At 61.8% G+C, this 14,881-nt stretch carries 14 protein-coding genes; 9 read left to right on the forward strand and 5 right to left on the reverse strand.

Going from position 1 to position 14,881, the window contains the following annotated elements; genetic code table 11:
* The 7 genes from AC04SI_RS18970 to AC04SI_RS19000 all read left to right on the forward strand — a co-directional run bounded on the left by AC04SI_RS18970 (nucleotide 1) and on the right by AC04SI_RS19000 (nucleotide 7,330).
* Complete coding sequence (locus AC04SI_RS18970; protein WP_488474653.1) at nucleotides 1-615, forward strand: DUF1326 domain-containing protein; 615 nt, start codon at nucleotides 1-3, stop codon at nucleotides 613-615.
* On the forward strand, nucleotides 612-1,454 hold the full coding sequence (gene pcsA, locus AC04SI_RS18975; RefSeq protein ID WP_404276652.1) for a phosphatidylcholine synthase: 843 nt from the start codon (nucleotides 612-614) through the stop codon (nucleotides 1,452-1,454). Before AC04SI_RS18970 ends, pcsA begins: the two co-directional genes overlap by 4 nt.
* Before the next feature lie 41 nt (nucleotides 1,455-1,495).
* Nucleotides 1,496-2,473 (forward strand): quinone oxidoreductase family protein, encoded by a 978-nt coding sequence (locus AC04SI_RS18980; RefSeq protein ID WP_488474654.1) that lies wholly within the window; start codon nucleotides 1,496-1,498, stop codon nucleotides 2,471-2,473.
* Nucleotides 2,474-2,606: 133 nt separating this feature from the next.
* Nucleotides 2,607-4,184 carry an ABC transporter ATP-binding protein gene (locus AC04SI_RS18985; protein WP_488474655.1) on the forward strand — a complete coding sequence of 526 codons (1,578 nt, stop codon included), beginning with the start codon at nucleotides 2,607-2,609 and terminating at the stop codon, nucleotides 4,182-4,184.
* Nucleotides 4,181-5,293, forward strand: a complete 1,113-nt coding sequence (locus tag AC04SI_RS18990; RefSeq protein WP_488474656.1) for an ABC transporter permease — start codon at nucleotides 4,181-4,183, stop codon at nucleotides 5,291-5,293. The genes AC04SI_RS18985 and AC04SI_RS18990 overlap by 4 nt, the downstream gene beginning before the upstream one ends.
* The gene (locus AC04SI_RS18995) at nucleotides 5,293-6,213 is read left to right on the forward strand and encodes an ABC transporter permease (RefSeq protein WP_006199782.1); all 921 of its coding nucleotides are present in this window, start codon (nucleotides 5,293-5,295) and stop codon (nucleotides 6,211-6,213) included. The genes AC04SI_RS18990 and AC04SI_RS18995 overlap by 1 nt, the downstream gene beginning before the upstream one ends.
* 49 nt (nucleotides 6,214-6,262) lie before the next feature.
* Entirely contained in the window at nucleotides 6,263-7,330 is a 1,068-nt protein-coding gene (locus AC04SI_RS19000) for a BMP family ABC transporter substrate-binding protein (RefSeq protein ID WP_488474657.1), read from the forward strand.
* A 45-nt stretch (nucleotides 7,331-7,375) separates the two neighbouring features.
* Here the strand turns inward: AC04SI_RS19000 and AC04SI_RS19005 are convergent, their stop codons facing one another.
* On the reverse strand, nucleotides 7,376-8,482 hold the full coding sequence (locus AC04SI_RS19005; protein WP_488474658.1) for an acyltransferase family protein: 1,107 nt from the start codon (nucleotides 8,480-8,482) through the stop codon (nucleotides 7,376-7,378).
* Nucleotides 8,483-8,838: 356 nt separating this feature from the next.
* Here AC04SI_RS19005 and AC04SI_RS19010 point away from each other — a divergent pair, with 356 nt between their 5' ends.
* Complete coding sequence (locus AC04SI_RS19010) at nucleotides 8,839-9,282, forward strand: hypothetical protein (RefSeq protein WP_192181129.1); 444 nt, start codon at nucleotides 8,839-8,841, stop codon at nucleotides 9,280-9,282.
* Nucleotides 9,283-9,441: 159 nt separating this feature from the next.
* On the opposite strand, the gene rimO is transcribed toward AC04SI_RS19010, so the two are convergent.
* The 3 genes from rimO to AC04SI_RS19025 all read right to left on the reverse strand — a co-directional run bounded on the left by rimO (nucleotide 9,442) and on the right by AC04SI_RS19025 (nucleotide 12,227).
* Nucleotides 9,442-10,758 (reverse strand): 30S ribosomal protein S12 methylthiotransferase RimO, encoded by a 1,317-nt coding sequence (rimO, locus tag AC04SI_RS19015; protein ID WP_488474659.1) that lies wholly within the window; start codon nucleotides 10,756-10,758, stop codon nucleotides 9,442-9,444.
* A gap of 172 nt (nucleotides 10,759-10,930) precedes the next feature.
* The gene (locus AC04SI_RS19020) at nucleotides 10,931-11,617 is read right to left on the reverse strand and encodes a TerC family protein (RefSeq protein ID WP_488474660.1); all 687 of its coding nucleotides are present in this window, start codon (nucleotides 11,615-11,617) and stop codon (nucleotides 10,931-10,933) included.
* Between the two features lie 202 nt (nucleotides 11,618-11,819).
* Nucleotides 11,820-12,227 carry a DUF930 domain-containing protein gene (locus AC04SI_RS19025; RefSeq protein WP_006199789.1) on the reverse strand — a complete coding sequence of 136 codons (408 nt, stop codon included), beginning with the start codon at nucleotides 12,225-12,227 and terminating at the stop codon, nucleotides 11,820-11,822.
* Between the two features lie 288 nt (nucleotides 12,228-12,515).
* On the opposite strand from AC04SI_RS19025, the gene AC04SI_RS19030 reads away from it, so the two are divergent.
* Nucleotides 12,516-13,043, forward strand: coding sequence for an OmpA family protein (locus AC04SI_RS19030; RefSeq protein ID WP_404277121.1), 528 nt, complete (start codon nucleotides 12,516-12,518; stop codon nucleotides 13,041-13,043).
* 49 nt (nucleotides 13,044-13,092) lie between these two features.
* Here the strand turns inward: AC04SI_RS19030 and AC04SI_RS19035 are convergent, their stop codons facing one another.
* Nucleotides 13,093-14,532, reverse strand: a complete 1,440-nt coding sequence (locus AC04SI_RS19035; RefSeq protein ID WP_488474661.1) for a caspase family protein — start codon at nucleotides 14,530-14,532, stop codon at nucleotides 13,093-13,095.
* Nucleotides 14,533-14,881: the final 349 nt, after the last annotated feature.

Here is a 14,881-nt window from a genome sequence, read left to right on the forward strand (position 1 = left end):
ATGAGCGACCAGGGCTGGGCAATGAAGGGAGAGCTCGTACTCTCCTGCAATTGCACGGTTTTTTGCCCTTGCGTCTTATCTCTCGGCGGGCATCCGCCGACGGAGGGCTATTGCCAGACCTGGGCCGGATTCCGCATCGACGCCGGCCATTTCGGCGACGTCGACCTCTCCGGCCTCAATCTCGGGCTGATCATGGAAATTCCCGGCTATATGAGCCGTGGCAACTGGACCGCCGGCCTGTTCATCGACAAACGCGCCTCGGTCTACGCGGTCAAGGCGCTGACCAGGATATTCACCGGCAAGGCCGGCGGAACCACGTCGCTGCTCTCCATCCTGGTCGGAAAATTCCTCGGTGTCGAACAGGTGCCGATCAGCTATGAGACGCGTGACAAGACGCGCATCTTCCAGATACCGAAGATCATCGACGGGGCGGTGACGCCGGTTCCCGGCAAGGATCGCGAGAAGGATACGGTGATCAGCAACTCCGAATACTGGATCGCGCCGGAAATCATCGTGGCGAAGTCCGACAAGAGCAAGATGCGGGCCTTCGGCCGCAACTGGAACTTTGCCGGCCGCTCGGCCGAAATCTGCAAGCTGGACTGGCGCGGCCCGTGAGCAAGAACACATCGGCAAGGAAAACGGCCAAGAAAATCGCGGACCGAATCCCGCGGCCGAAGAAGAAAGTCACCTGGCCGCAGGCTCGCGCGTTTTCGGTCCATCTCTTGACCGCGTCGGGTTCGTTCCTGGCGTTCCTGTCGCTGGTCGCGGCAAGCGAGCAGCGCTGGACGGCGATGTTCTGGTGGCTCGGCCTGGCACTGTTCGTCGATGGCATCGACGGCCCGATCGCCAGGAAGCTCGAAGTCAAGGAAATCCTGCCGACCTGGTCGGGCGAAATGCTCGACAACATCATTGACTACGTCACTTATGTGCTGATCCCGGCCTTCGCGCTCTATCAGCGCGGCTTCATGGGCGAAAAGCTGTCGTTCCTGTCGGCGGCCATCATCGTCGTATCCAGCGCCATCTACTATGCCGACACCGGCATGAAGACGAAGGAGAATTTCTTCAAGGGCTTCCCGGTCGTCTGGAACATGGTGGTGTTCACGCTGTTCGTCATCGAACCGGGACAATGGGTTTCCTTCGGCGTGGTCGTGGCGGCCGGCATTCTCACCTTCGTGCCGATCAACTTCATCCATCCGGTGCGCGTGGTGCGGCTGCGGCCGATCAATCTCGGCATGACGCTGCTGTGGTGTGCCTTTGGCGCGCTGGCGCTGGCGCAGGCCGCACTTGCCGCCTTCTACGACCAGATCGGCGTGCTTGGCGAACAGGTCAGCGACTTCACCAAGATCGGCATCACCGTGACCGGACTTTACCTGGCAAGCATCGGCGCTATCATGCAGTTCTTTCCAAATCTCGGCGCCAAGCCAGGCGCCGGAAAGACTGACCCCAAAGCCTGACAGCCGCCCCAGGCGAGCCGTATCCCAAGAGAGACCAATCAATGCCCAAAGCAGTCCGTATCCACGCCCATGGCGGTCCGGAGGTTATGACCTATGAGGACGCCGATCCGGGGCAACCCGGTGCCGGACAGATCCTGATCAGGCACACCGCAATCGGCCTTAATTTCATCGATGTCTACCATCGCTCGGGCCTCTATCCGCCGCCCGGCGGGTTTCCGCTGATCCCCGGCGGCGAGGCGGCCGGCGAGGTGCTGGAAGTCGGTGCCGACGTCGACTGGCTAAAGCCGGGCGATCGCGTCGCCTATGCCGTCAATGTCGGCGCCTATGCCGAGCAGCGCGTGGTTGCCGCCGACCGCGTTGTGAAAGTGCCGGACGGCGTCAGCGACGAACAGGCCGCGGCCATGATGCTCAAGGGCATGACGGCCGAATACCTTTTACGCCGCACCTTCAAGGTGAAGGCCGTCGACACCATCCTGTTCCATGCGGCGGCCGGCGGCGTCGGTCTGATCCTCGGACAATGGGCCAGGCATCTCGGCGCGACCGTCATCGGCACAGCCAGTTCCGCCGACAAGATCGAGCTCGCCAGGGCGCACGGCTTCGACCATGTCATCAACTACAAGGAGCAGGACTTCGTCGCCGGCGTCGCCGCCATCACCGGCGGCAGGAAATGCGATGTCGTCTACGATTCCGTCGGCAATGATACATTCCCGGCCTCGCTCGACTGCCTGAGGCCGCTCGGCACGTTCGTCAGCTTCGGCCAGTCGTCGGGGCCGATCCCGCCTTTCTCGATGTCGCTGCTGGCGCAGAAGGGCTCGCTGTTCGCCACCAGGCCGACGCTCTTCGTCTACAATGCCAAGCGCGAGGACCTCGAAGCCTCAGCGGCGGCATTGTTCGACGTCGTGCTCAGCGGCGCGGTCGAGATCAGGATCAACCAGCGCTATTCGCTTAAAGACGCCGGCAAGGCGCACTCCGATCTCGAGGGCCGCAGGACGACCGGAACAACCATTCTCATCCCTTAGTCCCGTCTGCCTTGCTATCCCTTGAGTTTCCGCTGAAATTCTTGAAGCTCTTTCAAGTCGTGTGCCGCTTTCCGACGGGAGCCGGCAGCGCATACCATGCTTGCGGGAACACAGAACATATCTGGCAAACCAGATGGGAGGCACTGTGAGTGCAAATCATGACAGCACGATCCTGCTTGAGGTTCGTGGACTGACCAAGATATTCGGCACGCTGACGGCGTGCGACCATGTTGATCTCAACATCGCCAAGGGTGAGATCCACGCCTTGCTCGGCGAGAACGGTGCCGGCAAGTCGACGCTGGTCAAGATGCTGTTCGGCTCGCTCGAGCCCAATTCAGGCGAGATCTTCTGGAACGGCCAGGCGGTCAGGATCACCAGTCCGGGCGCCGCCAAGAAACTCGGCATCGGCATGGTTTTCCAGCATTTTTCGCTGTTCGAGGCGTTGACGGCGGCCGAGAACATCGCGCTGTCGCTGGACGACGGCTCGCCGATCAGCAGCATTGCGGCGAAGGCGAGGGCGCTTTCCTATAGCTACGGCCTGCCGCTCGATCCGGAATCGCTGGTTGGCGATCTTTCGGTCGGCGAACGCCAGCGTATCGAGATCATCCGCTGCCTGCTGCAGACGCCGCAGCTCATCATCCTCGACGAACCGACCTCCGTGCTGACGCCGCAGGAGGCCGACAAGCTGTTCGAAACGCTCGAGCGGCTGCGCTCGGAAGGCAAGTCCATCCTCTACATTTCGCACCGGCTGGAAGAAGTGAAGCGCATCTGCGACCGCGCCACCGTGCTGCGCCACGGCAAGGTGGTCGGCCACTGCAATCCGCGCCAGGAAACAGCTTCATCGCTAGCCCGCATGATGGTCGGCAACGAGGTGAAAGCGGTGGTTCGTGCGCCGGCTGAAGGCATCGAGACCGCGCCGGCACTGCTCGATATCCGTGCGCTGACCCGCAAGCCGGCAACGCCGTTCTCGATCCCGCTCAAGAACATCAATCTGAGGGTACGCGCCGGCGAGGTGATCGGCATCGCAGGTGTGGCCGGCAACGGCCAGGGCGAATTCTTCGAATCCGTCTCCGGCGAGGTGCTGCAGCAGGACGCCGGTTCGGTGCGCATTCACGGCAAGGATGCCGGCGGCCTCACCATCACCGGCAGGCGGCTGATGGGCGCTGCCTTCGTGCCCGAAGAGCGGCTTGGCCATGGTGCAGCACCCCGCATGAAATTGTCGGAAAACCTGCTCCTGTCGCGCCACGCCACCGACGGCAAGGCTTTTGTCGGCTCCGGCGGCATGGTCAAAAGCGGTGCGGTCTACAGCGCCGCCCAGCGCATCATCGAAGCGATGGACGTGCGCAAGAGCGCGCCGGATCCGGAAGCCGCCGCACTTTCCGGCGGCAATCTGCAGAAATTCATCGTCGGCCGCGAGCTCGACCGCAGGCCGAGCGTGATGGTGGTCAACCAGCCAACCTGGGGTGTCGACGCGGGTGCGGCCGCGCATATCCGCCAGGCCCTGATCGAACTGGCCCGCAGCGGCTCGGCCGTGCTGGTGATCAGTCAGGACCTCGACGAATTGTTCGAGATTTCGGACGCCATCGCGGTCATGCACAATGGCGAATTGTCGAAGCCGCTGCCGATCGCCGAAGCCACATTCGAGAAGATCGGACTGCTGATGGGCGGTGCCGAACCCGGCCACGCCGAACACACGCTGGAGACGGCATGATGCGCCTCGAACTCGTCAAACGCCCGCAGCGCTCCATGCTGTTTTCAGCGCTGTCGCCCTTCATCGCCTTCGGGCTGACGATCGTCGCCGGCGCCATCATGTTCGCGCTGCTCGGCGTCAACCCGCTGAGCGCGTTTCGTATCTATTTCATCGAGCCGATCAGCCAGGTCTGGCAGCTGCATGAACTCGCGATCAAGGCAGCGCCCTTGATCCTGATCGCGGTCGGCCTGTCGGTTTGCTTCAAGGCCAATATCTGGAACATCGGCGCCGAGGGCCAGTTCATCCTGGGCGCCATCGTCGGCTCGATGATCCCGGTGTTTTTTCCTCAGTTCGAGGGACCGCTGGTGCTGCCGCTGATGCTTCTGCTCGGCATGGTCGGCGGCGCCGCCTATGCGGCAATCCCGGCTTTGCTGAAGACGCGCTTCGGCACCAACGAGATCCTGACCAGCCTGATGCTGGTCTATGTCGCGCAGCTCTTCCTCGACTGGCTGGTTCGTGGCCCGTGGCGCGATCCGCAGGGCCATGGTTTCCCGCAGACCATTCAGTTCAACGACTCGGGCATCCTGCCGGAATTGATGCCGGATGCCGGCCGCGCCAACTGGGGCTTCGTCTTTGCGCTGGTCGCGGCGGTGGCGATCTGGATCCTGATGAGCCGCATGCTGAAGGGTTTCGAGGTCCGCGTACTCGGCTCGAGCCCGAGGGCAGGGCGCTTCGCCGGCTTCGGCCTCAACCGCATGGTTTTCTTCGCCTTCCTGCTGTCGGGTGCGCTGGCCGGGCTTGCCGGCATCTCGGAAGTCTCCGGCGCCATCGGTCAGCTGCAGCCGGTGATCTCACCCGGCTACGGTTTCACAGCCATCATCGTGGCCTTCCTCGGCCGACTCAATCCGCTGGGCATCGTCGCCGCGGGCCTGGTGCTGGCGCTGACCTATCTCGGCGGCGAGGCAGTGCAGAGCGCGCTCGGCATCTCCGACAAGGTGGCACGTGTGTTCCAGGGCATGCTTTTGTTCTTCGTGCTCGGCTGCGACACGCTCATTCACTACCGCATTCGTCTGATCGGATTGCCCGCGCCGAAACTCGAGGCCGCGCCGAAGTTGAAGGAAGCCCGCTGATGGACATCACCGTCAACATCCTTTTGACCATCGCCACGGCGGCGACGCCGCTGCTGATCGCTGCGATCGGCGAACTGGTCGTCGAACGCTCCGGCGTGCTCAATCTCGGCGTCGAAGGCATGATGATCATGGGTGCGGTCGGCGGCTTCGGCGCCGGCTACCTCACCGGATCGCCATGGATCGGGCTGCTCGCGGCGGTCGCCATGGGCGCAGTGTTCTCGCTGCTGTTTGCCGTCATGACGCTGTCTCTGGCCACCAACCAGGTGGCGACCGGCCTGTCGTTGACGCTGCTAGGCCTCGGCCTGTCCGGCATGATGGGAACCAGCTTCGTCGGCCAGCCGGGCGAACGGCTGCCGAACCTCGACATTCCCGGCCTGACGTCGATCCCGGTCGTCGGCAGGCTGCTGTTCGGCCAGGACCCGATCTTCTACATCTCGATCGCGCTGACCGCCGCCGTCATGTGGTTCCTGTTCAAGACCCGCACCGGACTGACGCTGCGCTCGATCGGCGACAGCCACACCTCGGCGCATGCGCTTGGCATCAAGGTCATCCGCTATCGCTATCTTTCGGTGATCTTCGGCGGCGCCTGTGCCGGCCTTGCCGGCGGCCACCTGTCGCTGGTCTACACGCCGCAATGGGTTGAGAACATGACCGCTGGACGCGGCTGGATCGCGCTGGCCCTGGTCGTCTTCGCCTCCTGGCGGCCATGGCGGGTGCTGGCCGGCGCCTACATCTTCGGCGCCGTCTGGATCGGCCAGCTTCATGCACAGGCTTTCGGCATTCCGGTGCCTTCGCAACTGCTTTCTTCGCTGCCCTATCTGGCAACCGTCGTGGTTCTCGTTCTAATCTCGCGCAACAAGCGTCTGACGATGATGAACACGCCGGCTTCCTTGGGGCAGCCATTCGTTCCGGATCGTTGACAATAACAAAGACGGGAAGCTCCAAGGCTTAACTCAGAGAGGTAACACAATGAAAAAACTGCTTATTGCCCTGATGACCACCACCGCCGCCATGTCGCTGGCGGTAACCGCCGAGGCCGCGGACAAGTTGAAGGCCTGCTGGGTCTATACAGGCCCGATCGGCGACTTCGGCTACTCTTACCAGCATGACCAGGGCCGCCTCGAAGTGGAGAAGGCGCTCGGCGACAAGGTCGAAACCGCCTATCTCGAGAACGTCGCCGAAGGCCCCGATGCCGACCGCGCTTTCGAGCGTCTGGCACGCGAAGGCTGCAAGCTCATCTTCGGCACCTCCTTCGGCTTCATGGATCCGGAAGTGAAGGTTGCCAAGAAATTCCCCAAGGTGATGTTCGAGCACGCCACCGGCTACAAGACATCAGACAATCTCGGTATCTACAATGCGCGCTTCTATGAAGGCCGCTATGTGCTCGGCCAGATCGCCGCCAAGGAATCGAAGGCCGGCGTTGCCGGTTACATCGTTTCCTTCCCGATCCCCGAAGTGGTGATGGGCATCAACTCCTTCATGCTCGGCGCGCAGTCGATCAACCCGAACTTCAAGGCCAAGATCGTCTGGGTCAATTCCTGGTTCGATCCCGGCAAGGAAGCCGACGCCGCCAAGGCGCTGTTCGACCAGGGTGCCGATATCATCGTTCAGCACACCGATTCCACCGCCGCCCTGCAAGTGGCGGAAGAGCGCAAGCTGCACGGCTTCGGCCAATCCTCCGACATGATCAAGTTCGCGCCGAACGCGCAGCTGACCTCGCTCACCGACGAATGGGGCCCGTACTATATCAGCCGCGTCCAGGCGGCGCTCGACGGCACCTGGAAGCCGGGCAATGTCTGGCTGGGCATCAAGGACGGCGCCGTCAAGCTCGCGCCCTTCACCAACATGCCCGACGACGTGAAGGCGATGGCCGAGGCGACCACGAAGAAGATCGCCGACGGCTGGAATCCCTTCACCGGACCGATCGCCAAGCAGGACGGCACGCCGTGGCTGAAGGACGGCGAAGTCGCCGATGACGGCACGCTGCTCGGCATGAATTTCTACGTCAAGGGCGTCGACGACAAGCTGCCACAGTAAGTGTAGGAAAACTCAAACGAAAAGGGCGCCGCGAGGCGCCCTTTTTCATTCGGCGGGTTGCGCATCGGTGGAGGCGCGCCGAAATCGCGCCAGCGTGACCTCAACCGCGTGGCCAAGCCAGGTCTTGAGCGTGCGTTGGACCGGTCGCTCGAAATAGCGCCAGATCACCCATGAAGCAAAGAGCATGAGGGCGACGCAGCCCAGGGCGGCGGTCCATTTGCCGACCAGCGGTGCGGCGGCATTGATCGCGAGATAGCCGATGTTTTGGTGCAGAAGGTAGAGCGGATAGGTCAACCCGCCCAGCGCCAGCGTCAGCCCGGATGGGCCAATCTGGCTACGCAACAGAACGCCGCCGATCAGCATGGCATGCATAGCGAAATTGGCGATCACGAGATGCGGCTGCGAAACGGCAATGCCGTATTCGTTCAGCATCCAGTCGCGCGTCACCGATATCGTGCTGCAGGACAGCAGGAAGGAGGCTACGAGTAGCAGCAGGGCCACCGGTGAACGGTCATGCGCATGGATATGGTGGACCAGTATGCCGGCGGCGAAAAACGGGCCGAACTCGGTGATGAACAGCAGCCTTATTGCACGACTGCCGACGAAGAACTCGTTCAGCGCCGAGATTGCCAGCCAGATGAAGATCAGCTCCAGCTTGCGTTTCTGGAAGACGCCCGTGAACAGAGCGAGCGTCACCCATCCGTAGAAAGCCAGCTCGAGGACGATCGACCAGTAGACGCCGTCCATGAACGATTGGCCGAAGGCCGGCGCAAACATGGACAGGTTGGCGGCATATTGAGCGAAGGAGGTTGAAAACAGCGGTTCGCCGACAGAAAGGATGACGATGAAGGTGATCGTCATGCAAGTGAGAAAGCCCGGATAGAGACGCACGAAGCGCGCCATCGCAAACTGTTCCCAGTTGCGGCCTTCCGCCGACCAGGCGATGACGAACCCGCTGATCAGAAAGAACAAATTGACGCCGAGGTAGCCGTACAGGGCGAACGGCGCGGCAAGCGAATAGGCTTCGGCGAGAGCGCCGCCGGAGGCCGCGCCGCGAAAGAAATAGTGGAAGATGACGACAGCCAGCGCAGCCGCCAGCCTCAACAGGTCCAGCGTAGCGATGTAATCCTGCCGCGCCGGTTTGACGTGCATGCGAACCCCCGCATTGACAGTTTGAAACCATTAATGCGGATTGCGGCCGAATGGGTTAAGACGCCGGAACTATCGCCGGTTGTAGTAAATGCGGCGAGGTTGAAACGACGTCAGGCCGCCGAGCCGTGGAGGTCGCAGACGTCGCGCGGTCGATCTTGAAGGATCGCTCGACGGTCTTTCGCAAAGTGTTCAAGCCGGCATTTCTTGTGAGTTCCATGTCTTCGTGCGCCAGTCACAATATCCGTGATGCGGCTCCGTGACCGCCTTCACATACACCAACGGCTTTTACTTCCATGCTGATCTTGCGGCCCGGACTAAATCGGTCCACGTGACAAGCGTCAGCAGAAGGAGGTCTTATGCAATTGAATAAAAAACTCTTGGCGATCATCGGGAAACGCATTCCCGCCATCTTCGACGTCATCCCGCGCGGACCACAGGGGCGGCTTGTGCAGATCGCACTCAATCCTCAGCCGCTCCCGCCTCACGAACTGGGCGCCGCGATCGCCGACGAATTCGTCCGCTGCGCGTGGTTCGCCGAGCGAGGCGGGCTCGGTATGCAAGCGTTATTGAGCGACCTTGACGATTGGTGCCCCACGCGACCGAAGATACCGAAGCTTCCGCCGTGGTGGGGGCCATTTCCAGACCCGGAGCCGCGACCCGATTGGTTCGTGGACTATCATTTAGGATTTGCCGCACGCCTGTCGGTAGTCGCAGCCGAGTCGACGGGCATGCAACTGGATAAGACCCTCGATCAGGTGATCGATCGGTCCCTGGCTGCAATCGAGGCGGTGAAGCTCTGACGAAACGCAACACAGATTGCCGAAGGGTGTGCCAAAAAATCTGAGGGCGCCGGGAGGCGCCCTTTCGGCGGCTTCCGGTCTCGCAGGGACGTGGCGAACCGCATCGGCCCGCCTTAGATCCTGAGCCGGCTTCGTATCGCCCGTTCGAAAATGTTGATTCTAAACCGCCGAGCCATAGAGATCATAGGCATCGGCACGGTCGATCTTGACGGTGACGATGTCGCCGGCGCGCAGCGGACGGCGCGACTGGATATGTACCGAACCGTCGATCTCCGGCGCATCGTATTTGGTGCGGCCCTTGGCAGACGTGCCATGCGCCTCGTCGATCAACACCGGCAGGCGCTTGCCGACCTTCTTGGCCAGCTGCGTCGCCGAGATCTTCTGCTGGCGCTGCATGAAGCGATGCCAACGCGCTTCCTTGATCTCCTGCGGCACCTGTTCGAGACCGAGGTCGTTGGAACGCGCACCCCTGACCGGCTCGTATTTGAAACAGCCGGCGCGATCGATCTTGGCCTCGTCCAGCCAGTCGAGCAGCATCTCGAAATCCTCGTCCGTCTCGCCGGGAAAGCCGACGATGAAGGTCGAGCGGATGGCGAGATCCGGGCACACCTCGCGCCAGCCGCGAATGCGCTCCAGCGTCTTTTCGCCATGCGCGGGGCGGCGCATGTTCTTCAGCACCTGTGGCGAAGCATGCTGGAACGGGATGTCCAGATAGGGAAGGATTTTTCCCTCGGCCATCAGCGGGATGACGTCGGCGACATGCGGGTAGGGATAGACATAGTGCATGCGAATCCAGATGCCGAGCTTTCCGAGCTCTTCCGAAAGATCGAGGAACTTCGCCCGCACTTCGCGATCGCCGAACATGCTTGTTTGGTACTTGATGTCGATGCCGTAGGCGCTGGTGTCCTGCGAGATGACCAGGATCTCCTTGACGCCGGCCTTGGCCAGTTTCTCGGCTTCGCGCAACACGTCGGCGGCCGGGCGCGAGACGAGGTCGCCGCGCAGCGCCGGGATGATGCAGAAGGTGCAGCGGTTGTTGCAGCCTTCGGAAATCTTGAGATAGGCGTAGTGGCGCGGTGTCAGCTTGACGCCTTGCGGCGGTAGCAGGTCGACATACGGATCGTGGCTGGGCGGTGCTGCTTCATGCACCGCCGCCATCACGCTCTCATAGGCTTGCGGTCCGGTGATGGCGAGAACGTTCGGATGCTTTTCGCGGATGACATCGGGCTCGGCGCCAAGGCAACCGGTGACGATGACCCTGCCATTTTCCGAAAGCGCGGAACCGATTGCGTTGAGCGACTCGTCGCGGGCCGAATCGAGGAAGCCACAGGTGTTGACGACGACGAGATCGGCGCCGTCATGCTTGCGCGCGATCTCATAACCTTCGGCGCGCAGGCGCGTGATGATGCGTTCCGAATCCACCAGGGCTTTCGGGCATCCAAGACTGACGAAACTGACGCGGGGAGCTGCGGACATTTGCGGTTTCCAATGGACGCGGGCCGGAAACCCTGAGGTCCGGCCCGGAAGTCTCAATACATATCGATCTTTTGGGCTCTCGCGGGAGCCTGATTTGCGCGGCGCAATAGCACAGTTCCGCAGTCAAGCAAACCGCGAACGGGTCGCCGCGATGCGCGCCGACCGCCCAAGCTCAATGATGGCTCGGTCCGAACCAGGGCGCCAGGAACGCAAACCGCTCGGGAAACTGCTGCACGGCACCATCCAGAAACATCTTCACCGCGACGTAGAGAATGATCAGGAGGCCGATATAGGCAATCCAGCGGTATTTGTGCAGCAGCCGTGCGACAAACGAAGCGGCGAAGCCCATCAGCGCAATCGACAGCGCCAGGCCGATGATCAGCACCGTCGGATGGTCCATCGCCGCCCCCGCGACCGCAAGGACGTTGTCGAGAGACATTGAAACGTCGGCAATGACGATCTGCCATGCTGCCTGGGCGAAGGTCTTGCGCGGTCCCTTGCTGCCAATCGTTCCGTCCTTGTCGTAGTCGACATTGGACAGCGATTCCGTCGCATCATGTTCCTGCTCGTGGGTGACACGCAGTTCGCGCCACATCTTCCAGCACACCCAAAGCAGCAGCAGACCGCCGGCGATGAGGAGCATGGGGCCGATGGCGAGCAGCCACTGCGTGATCAGGGCAAAGAAGATGCGAAGCACAGTGGCCGCCGCGATGCCGACGAGAATCGCCTTCTTGCGCTGGTCGGAGGGAAGGCCGGCTGCGGCAAGGCCGATAACGATGGCGTTATCGCCGGCAAGTACGAGGTCGATGGCGATGACCTGGAGCAGGGCCGAGAGGCCTGCGGCGGTGAAAATTTCCATCGGCTGGAGGCCCTTTGCTTGTTCGCCGAGTGTCGGTCGTCGAATATCCAGACGCCCTAACGTGTATGGTTCGTGCGCGTCAAGAGATTGCAGGGAACAATGTCGGATGCCCGCCTTGCCGCATCAGCGATACACGGCAAGCAGCACTGTCGCCGAAGGCGGCCAAGGCCCGCAAATGCCAGGAATCGGGGGGTAGAGGATTCTAGTCGTAGAGATTGTACTTCGTCCAATCGGCCTGCGGAATTTCGTCGCCGATCCGGTATCGGAGCTGCAGCACCTGCATATGGTCCGGCGCGGTCTGGCACTTGAATTTCAGCCGATACCACTGGCCCTTGCTGCGGAAGGCAGCCCCTGGGCTTCTGATCGCGTCGGTGCCCATTTCCGGGGTCGCGAAGGCGTAGGCGACGACGCGATCCGCCTTGAACTTGCGGTCGTCGTGGGAAATCCGGTCCAGCACCTCTGCATCGCAACGCTGTTCGAGCCGCGTCTGTGGATCGAGTTTCAGCAGGCCGGCGCGTAGCGCGCTATCCATCGCGCTGGCCGGCCACGCCAGCGTGAGGGACGCCAGCACCATAAGGCAGAGCTTTTTCATGGGCGCGACAAGCAGCATATTTCGTCCAAGAAATCAACCAAGCGCGATCGCACGCTTCGTCTCGAAACCATCGGGCAGGCAGGCGCAGAACGGCCTGACGTCAGGCGTCAAGTTCAACTCGCCTGCCAATTCCGCATGGTGTATATTCGCCTCCAACACCTTCGCAGAAGCGCTTGTTCGCGGGCTCCCGCTACAGCGTCTGGCCAGTCGCCACAGGGTGATTTGGATGTGAGATTGATCACATCTCACGCGCAGCAGATGCGAGATGATGCGCTGCGATCCGTGACGTCAGCACTGGAGGCGGCAATGCGGGCAACCATTTCAATCTTCGTTCTGGCGGCAGCACTGGCGGCGTCGAATTCGTCGCTTGCCGACCCGGTCCAATCGTCGGAAGACATCATCAAGTTTTTCGCCAAGACGTCCGATCTGGGCGCATCGCGTGGGATATGCGTCGGCGCCCAGGATCAATGCGAGAGCAAGACCGATGCGCCGGCGCCAAGCGGCCTCGATATGCTGATCAACTTCAACCTGAATTCCGCCGAGCTGCTGCCTGAAGCGCGAGCGAAACTGGGCGAATTCGCCAAGGCGCTGAAAGACAACCGCCTGAAGACACACAATTTCGTCGTTGAAGGCTATACCGACGCTTCGGGCGCGCCGGCCTACAACGATCGCCTCTCGGAGCGGCGGGCTCAATCGGTGACGGCATTCCTTTTGTCGAGCGGAATAGAACCGGCACGCGTCAAGGCTGTCGGCCTCGGCGCGACCAATCCGCGCGTTCCCGACCCCTACGATCCGGTCAACCGGCGGGTCGAAATGCGGCTAAGCGTGCAATAGACGGCATTCACCTGACGATGATGCCTGCCAGATGGCAGGCTTGGGTTCTCTAGAACACGCCACCTATACCGATCCCGCCACTGATGTCGGGCGGAGGAGGTGCGGGACGCGAGGCTTGCGGTTTCGACGCTTTGCCGGCTTTGCGGTTGGTTACCGCCTTGCCGCGCGCCGGAGCCAGACCAGTGGAACCCCCCACCGGCTTGGCCTTCACAAGCACGGGATCCTTGCAGACCCTGCCGGAATGCAGGAACAGGTCGCTCAGAAGCTCGACCGTGGGTTCGGTCGTCGATGCTGTCTGCCTGGTGTTCCTGTAGTAGTCGGTGACGGCGCGGACGGAACCCTTGCCCCAGCTACCGTCAATCGTCGTCCGGTAGCAGCCGAGGCGACGCAATTCCGTCTGGATGCTGCGTGCGAGATCGGTTGCTTTCTCCTGGTCTGGCTCGCCCGACTTGCCGACGATCAGCGTTTCGAGGCCGGAGACGACGCTTTGCCGCGCGCCCTCGAGGCTGGCCATCTGCGTGCCGACAGGCTTGGCCGGTGCGGCTGAGGGCGGCGAAATCTCGACCGATCGCAATGTCTGCCCGACGATGATCACCGCGGTCTGCAGATCGCTGGACGCAAGCTCGATCTGCAGTTTTTCCTTGGCGACCGGATCCGACAGAATGCGCGACAGGCTGGCGCTGAGCTGAGCCGGGTCGAGTTCTTGCTGCTCGGTGAAATAGAACTGCTCGCGCAGGTTCGACTGGTCCCATGGCACTTGGCGGCCAACGGTCAGTGCTTCGGTCGCGTTGCGCACCCGGATCATCATGTCCGAAATGCTGAGCCCTGGAATCTCGATGTTCTTCAGCAGAGCCGTGGTGAAGGGGCTGTTGTCGCCCGACCCGTCGACCGTCGTGTTGCCGGGTTGCGTCGCGAAGGCGACAAACGTGTTTTCGCCGACCTCGACCTGAGCGAGACCATCCATGGCGCTCGCGCCTTTGCCCATGGGATTGTTCCGGCACGCATCGAGAAAAATGAACGTCTGCCGCTCCCGGCTGGCAAACCTCGAAATCACGTCGTTGAGCCTGACTGCGCGAGCGGTCAGCTCTGCAAGGTTTTGAGCATCGGGGGTATCGACCGGCAGCAGATAGTTTTCGCCCTGAAGCTGTACCCCGTGGCCGGCGTAGAAGATCAGCACGGCACTGGCGCCGGCAAGCTTGCCGTCGGCTTCCCGAAAGAGCCTGGCAAATCCGTCGGACGAAAGATCCGTTCCTGTCAGCACATCGAAGTTCAGCCTTTTCAGGCTTTCCGAAAGCCTTGTCGCGTCGTTGCCGGCATTCGCCAGATGGGGAAGGTGCGTGCTTTGATAGTTGGAATTGCCGATGACGATCGCCAGCCGTTTGCCAGGCTGCGGCGACAGCTCTTCCACGACCGCGGCCTGAGCTCCGATCGATCCGAACAATGAAACCAGCAGAACTGCCACAATGCGCAGGAAGGGACCGTAGGTCATGTCACGAGCTCGTTTCAGCATGCGACAATCTTCGAGTCACCGAAGTGTCCACCCGCCTGGCGCCGTCCCTCTTCGTGCGCCGAAACCAGTATCTCCGAAGACAGCGGCAATTTTTACACGAGAAACCATCCTGAAGGAAGGCTGCGTGGCAAGGCTCACTTTCGACCTGCGCGTGCGCATTGTCCTGAACATGCCGTCGAGCGCAACCACAGGGCGGCCCTGCCATCTCAGCATGCCGGGGCCAGCGCTTCACACGACTCCATATGCTCGCTGAACATAAAATGGTATGCTCCTTGCCAATAAAGGAGCAATTGTTGCTCTCGCATCTGCAGCAGTCAGTGACGTACTT

The organism is Mesorhizobium sp. CNPSo 4689, from assembly GCF_057784325.1.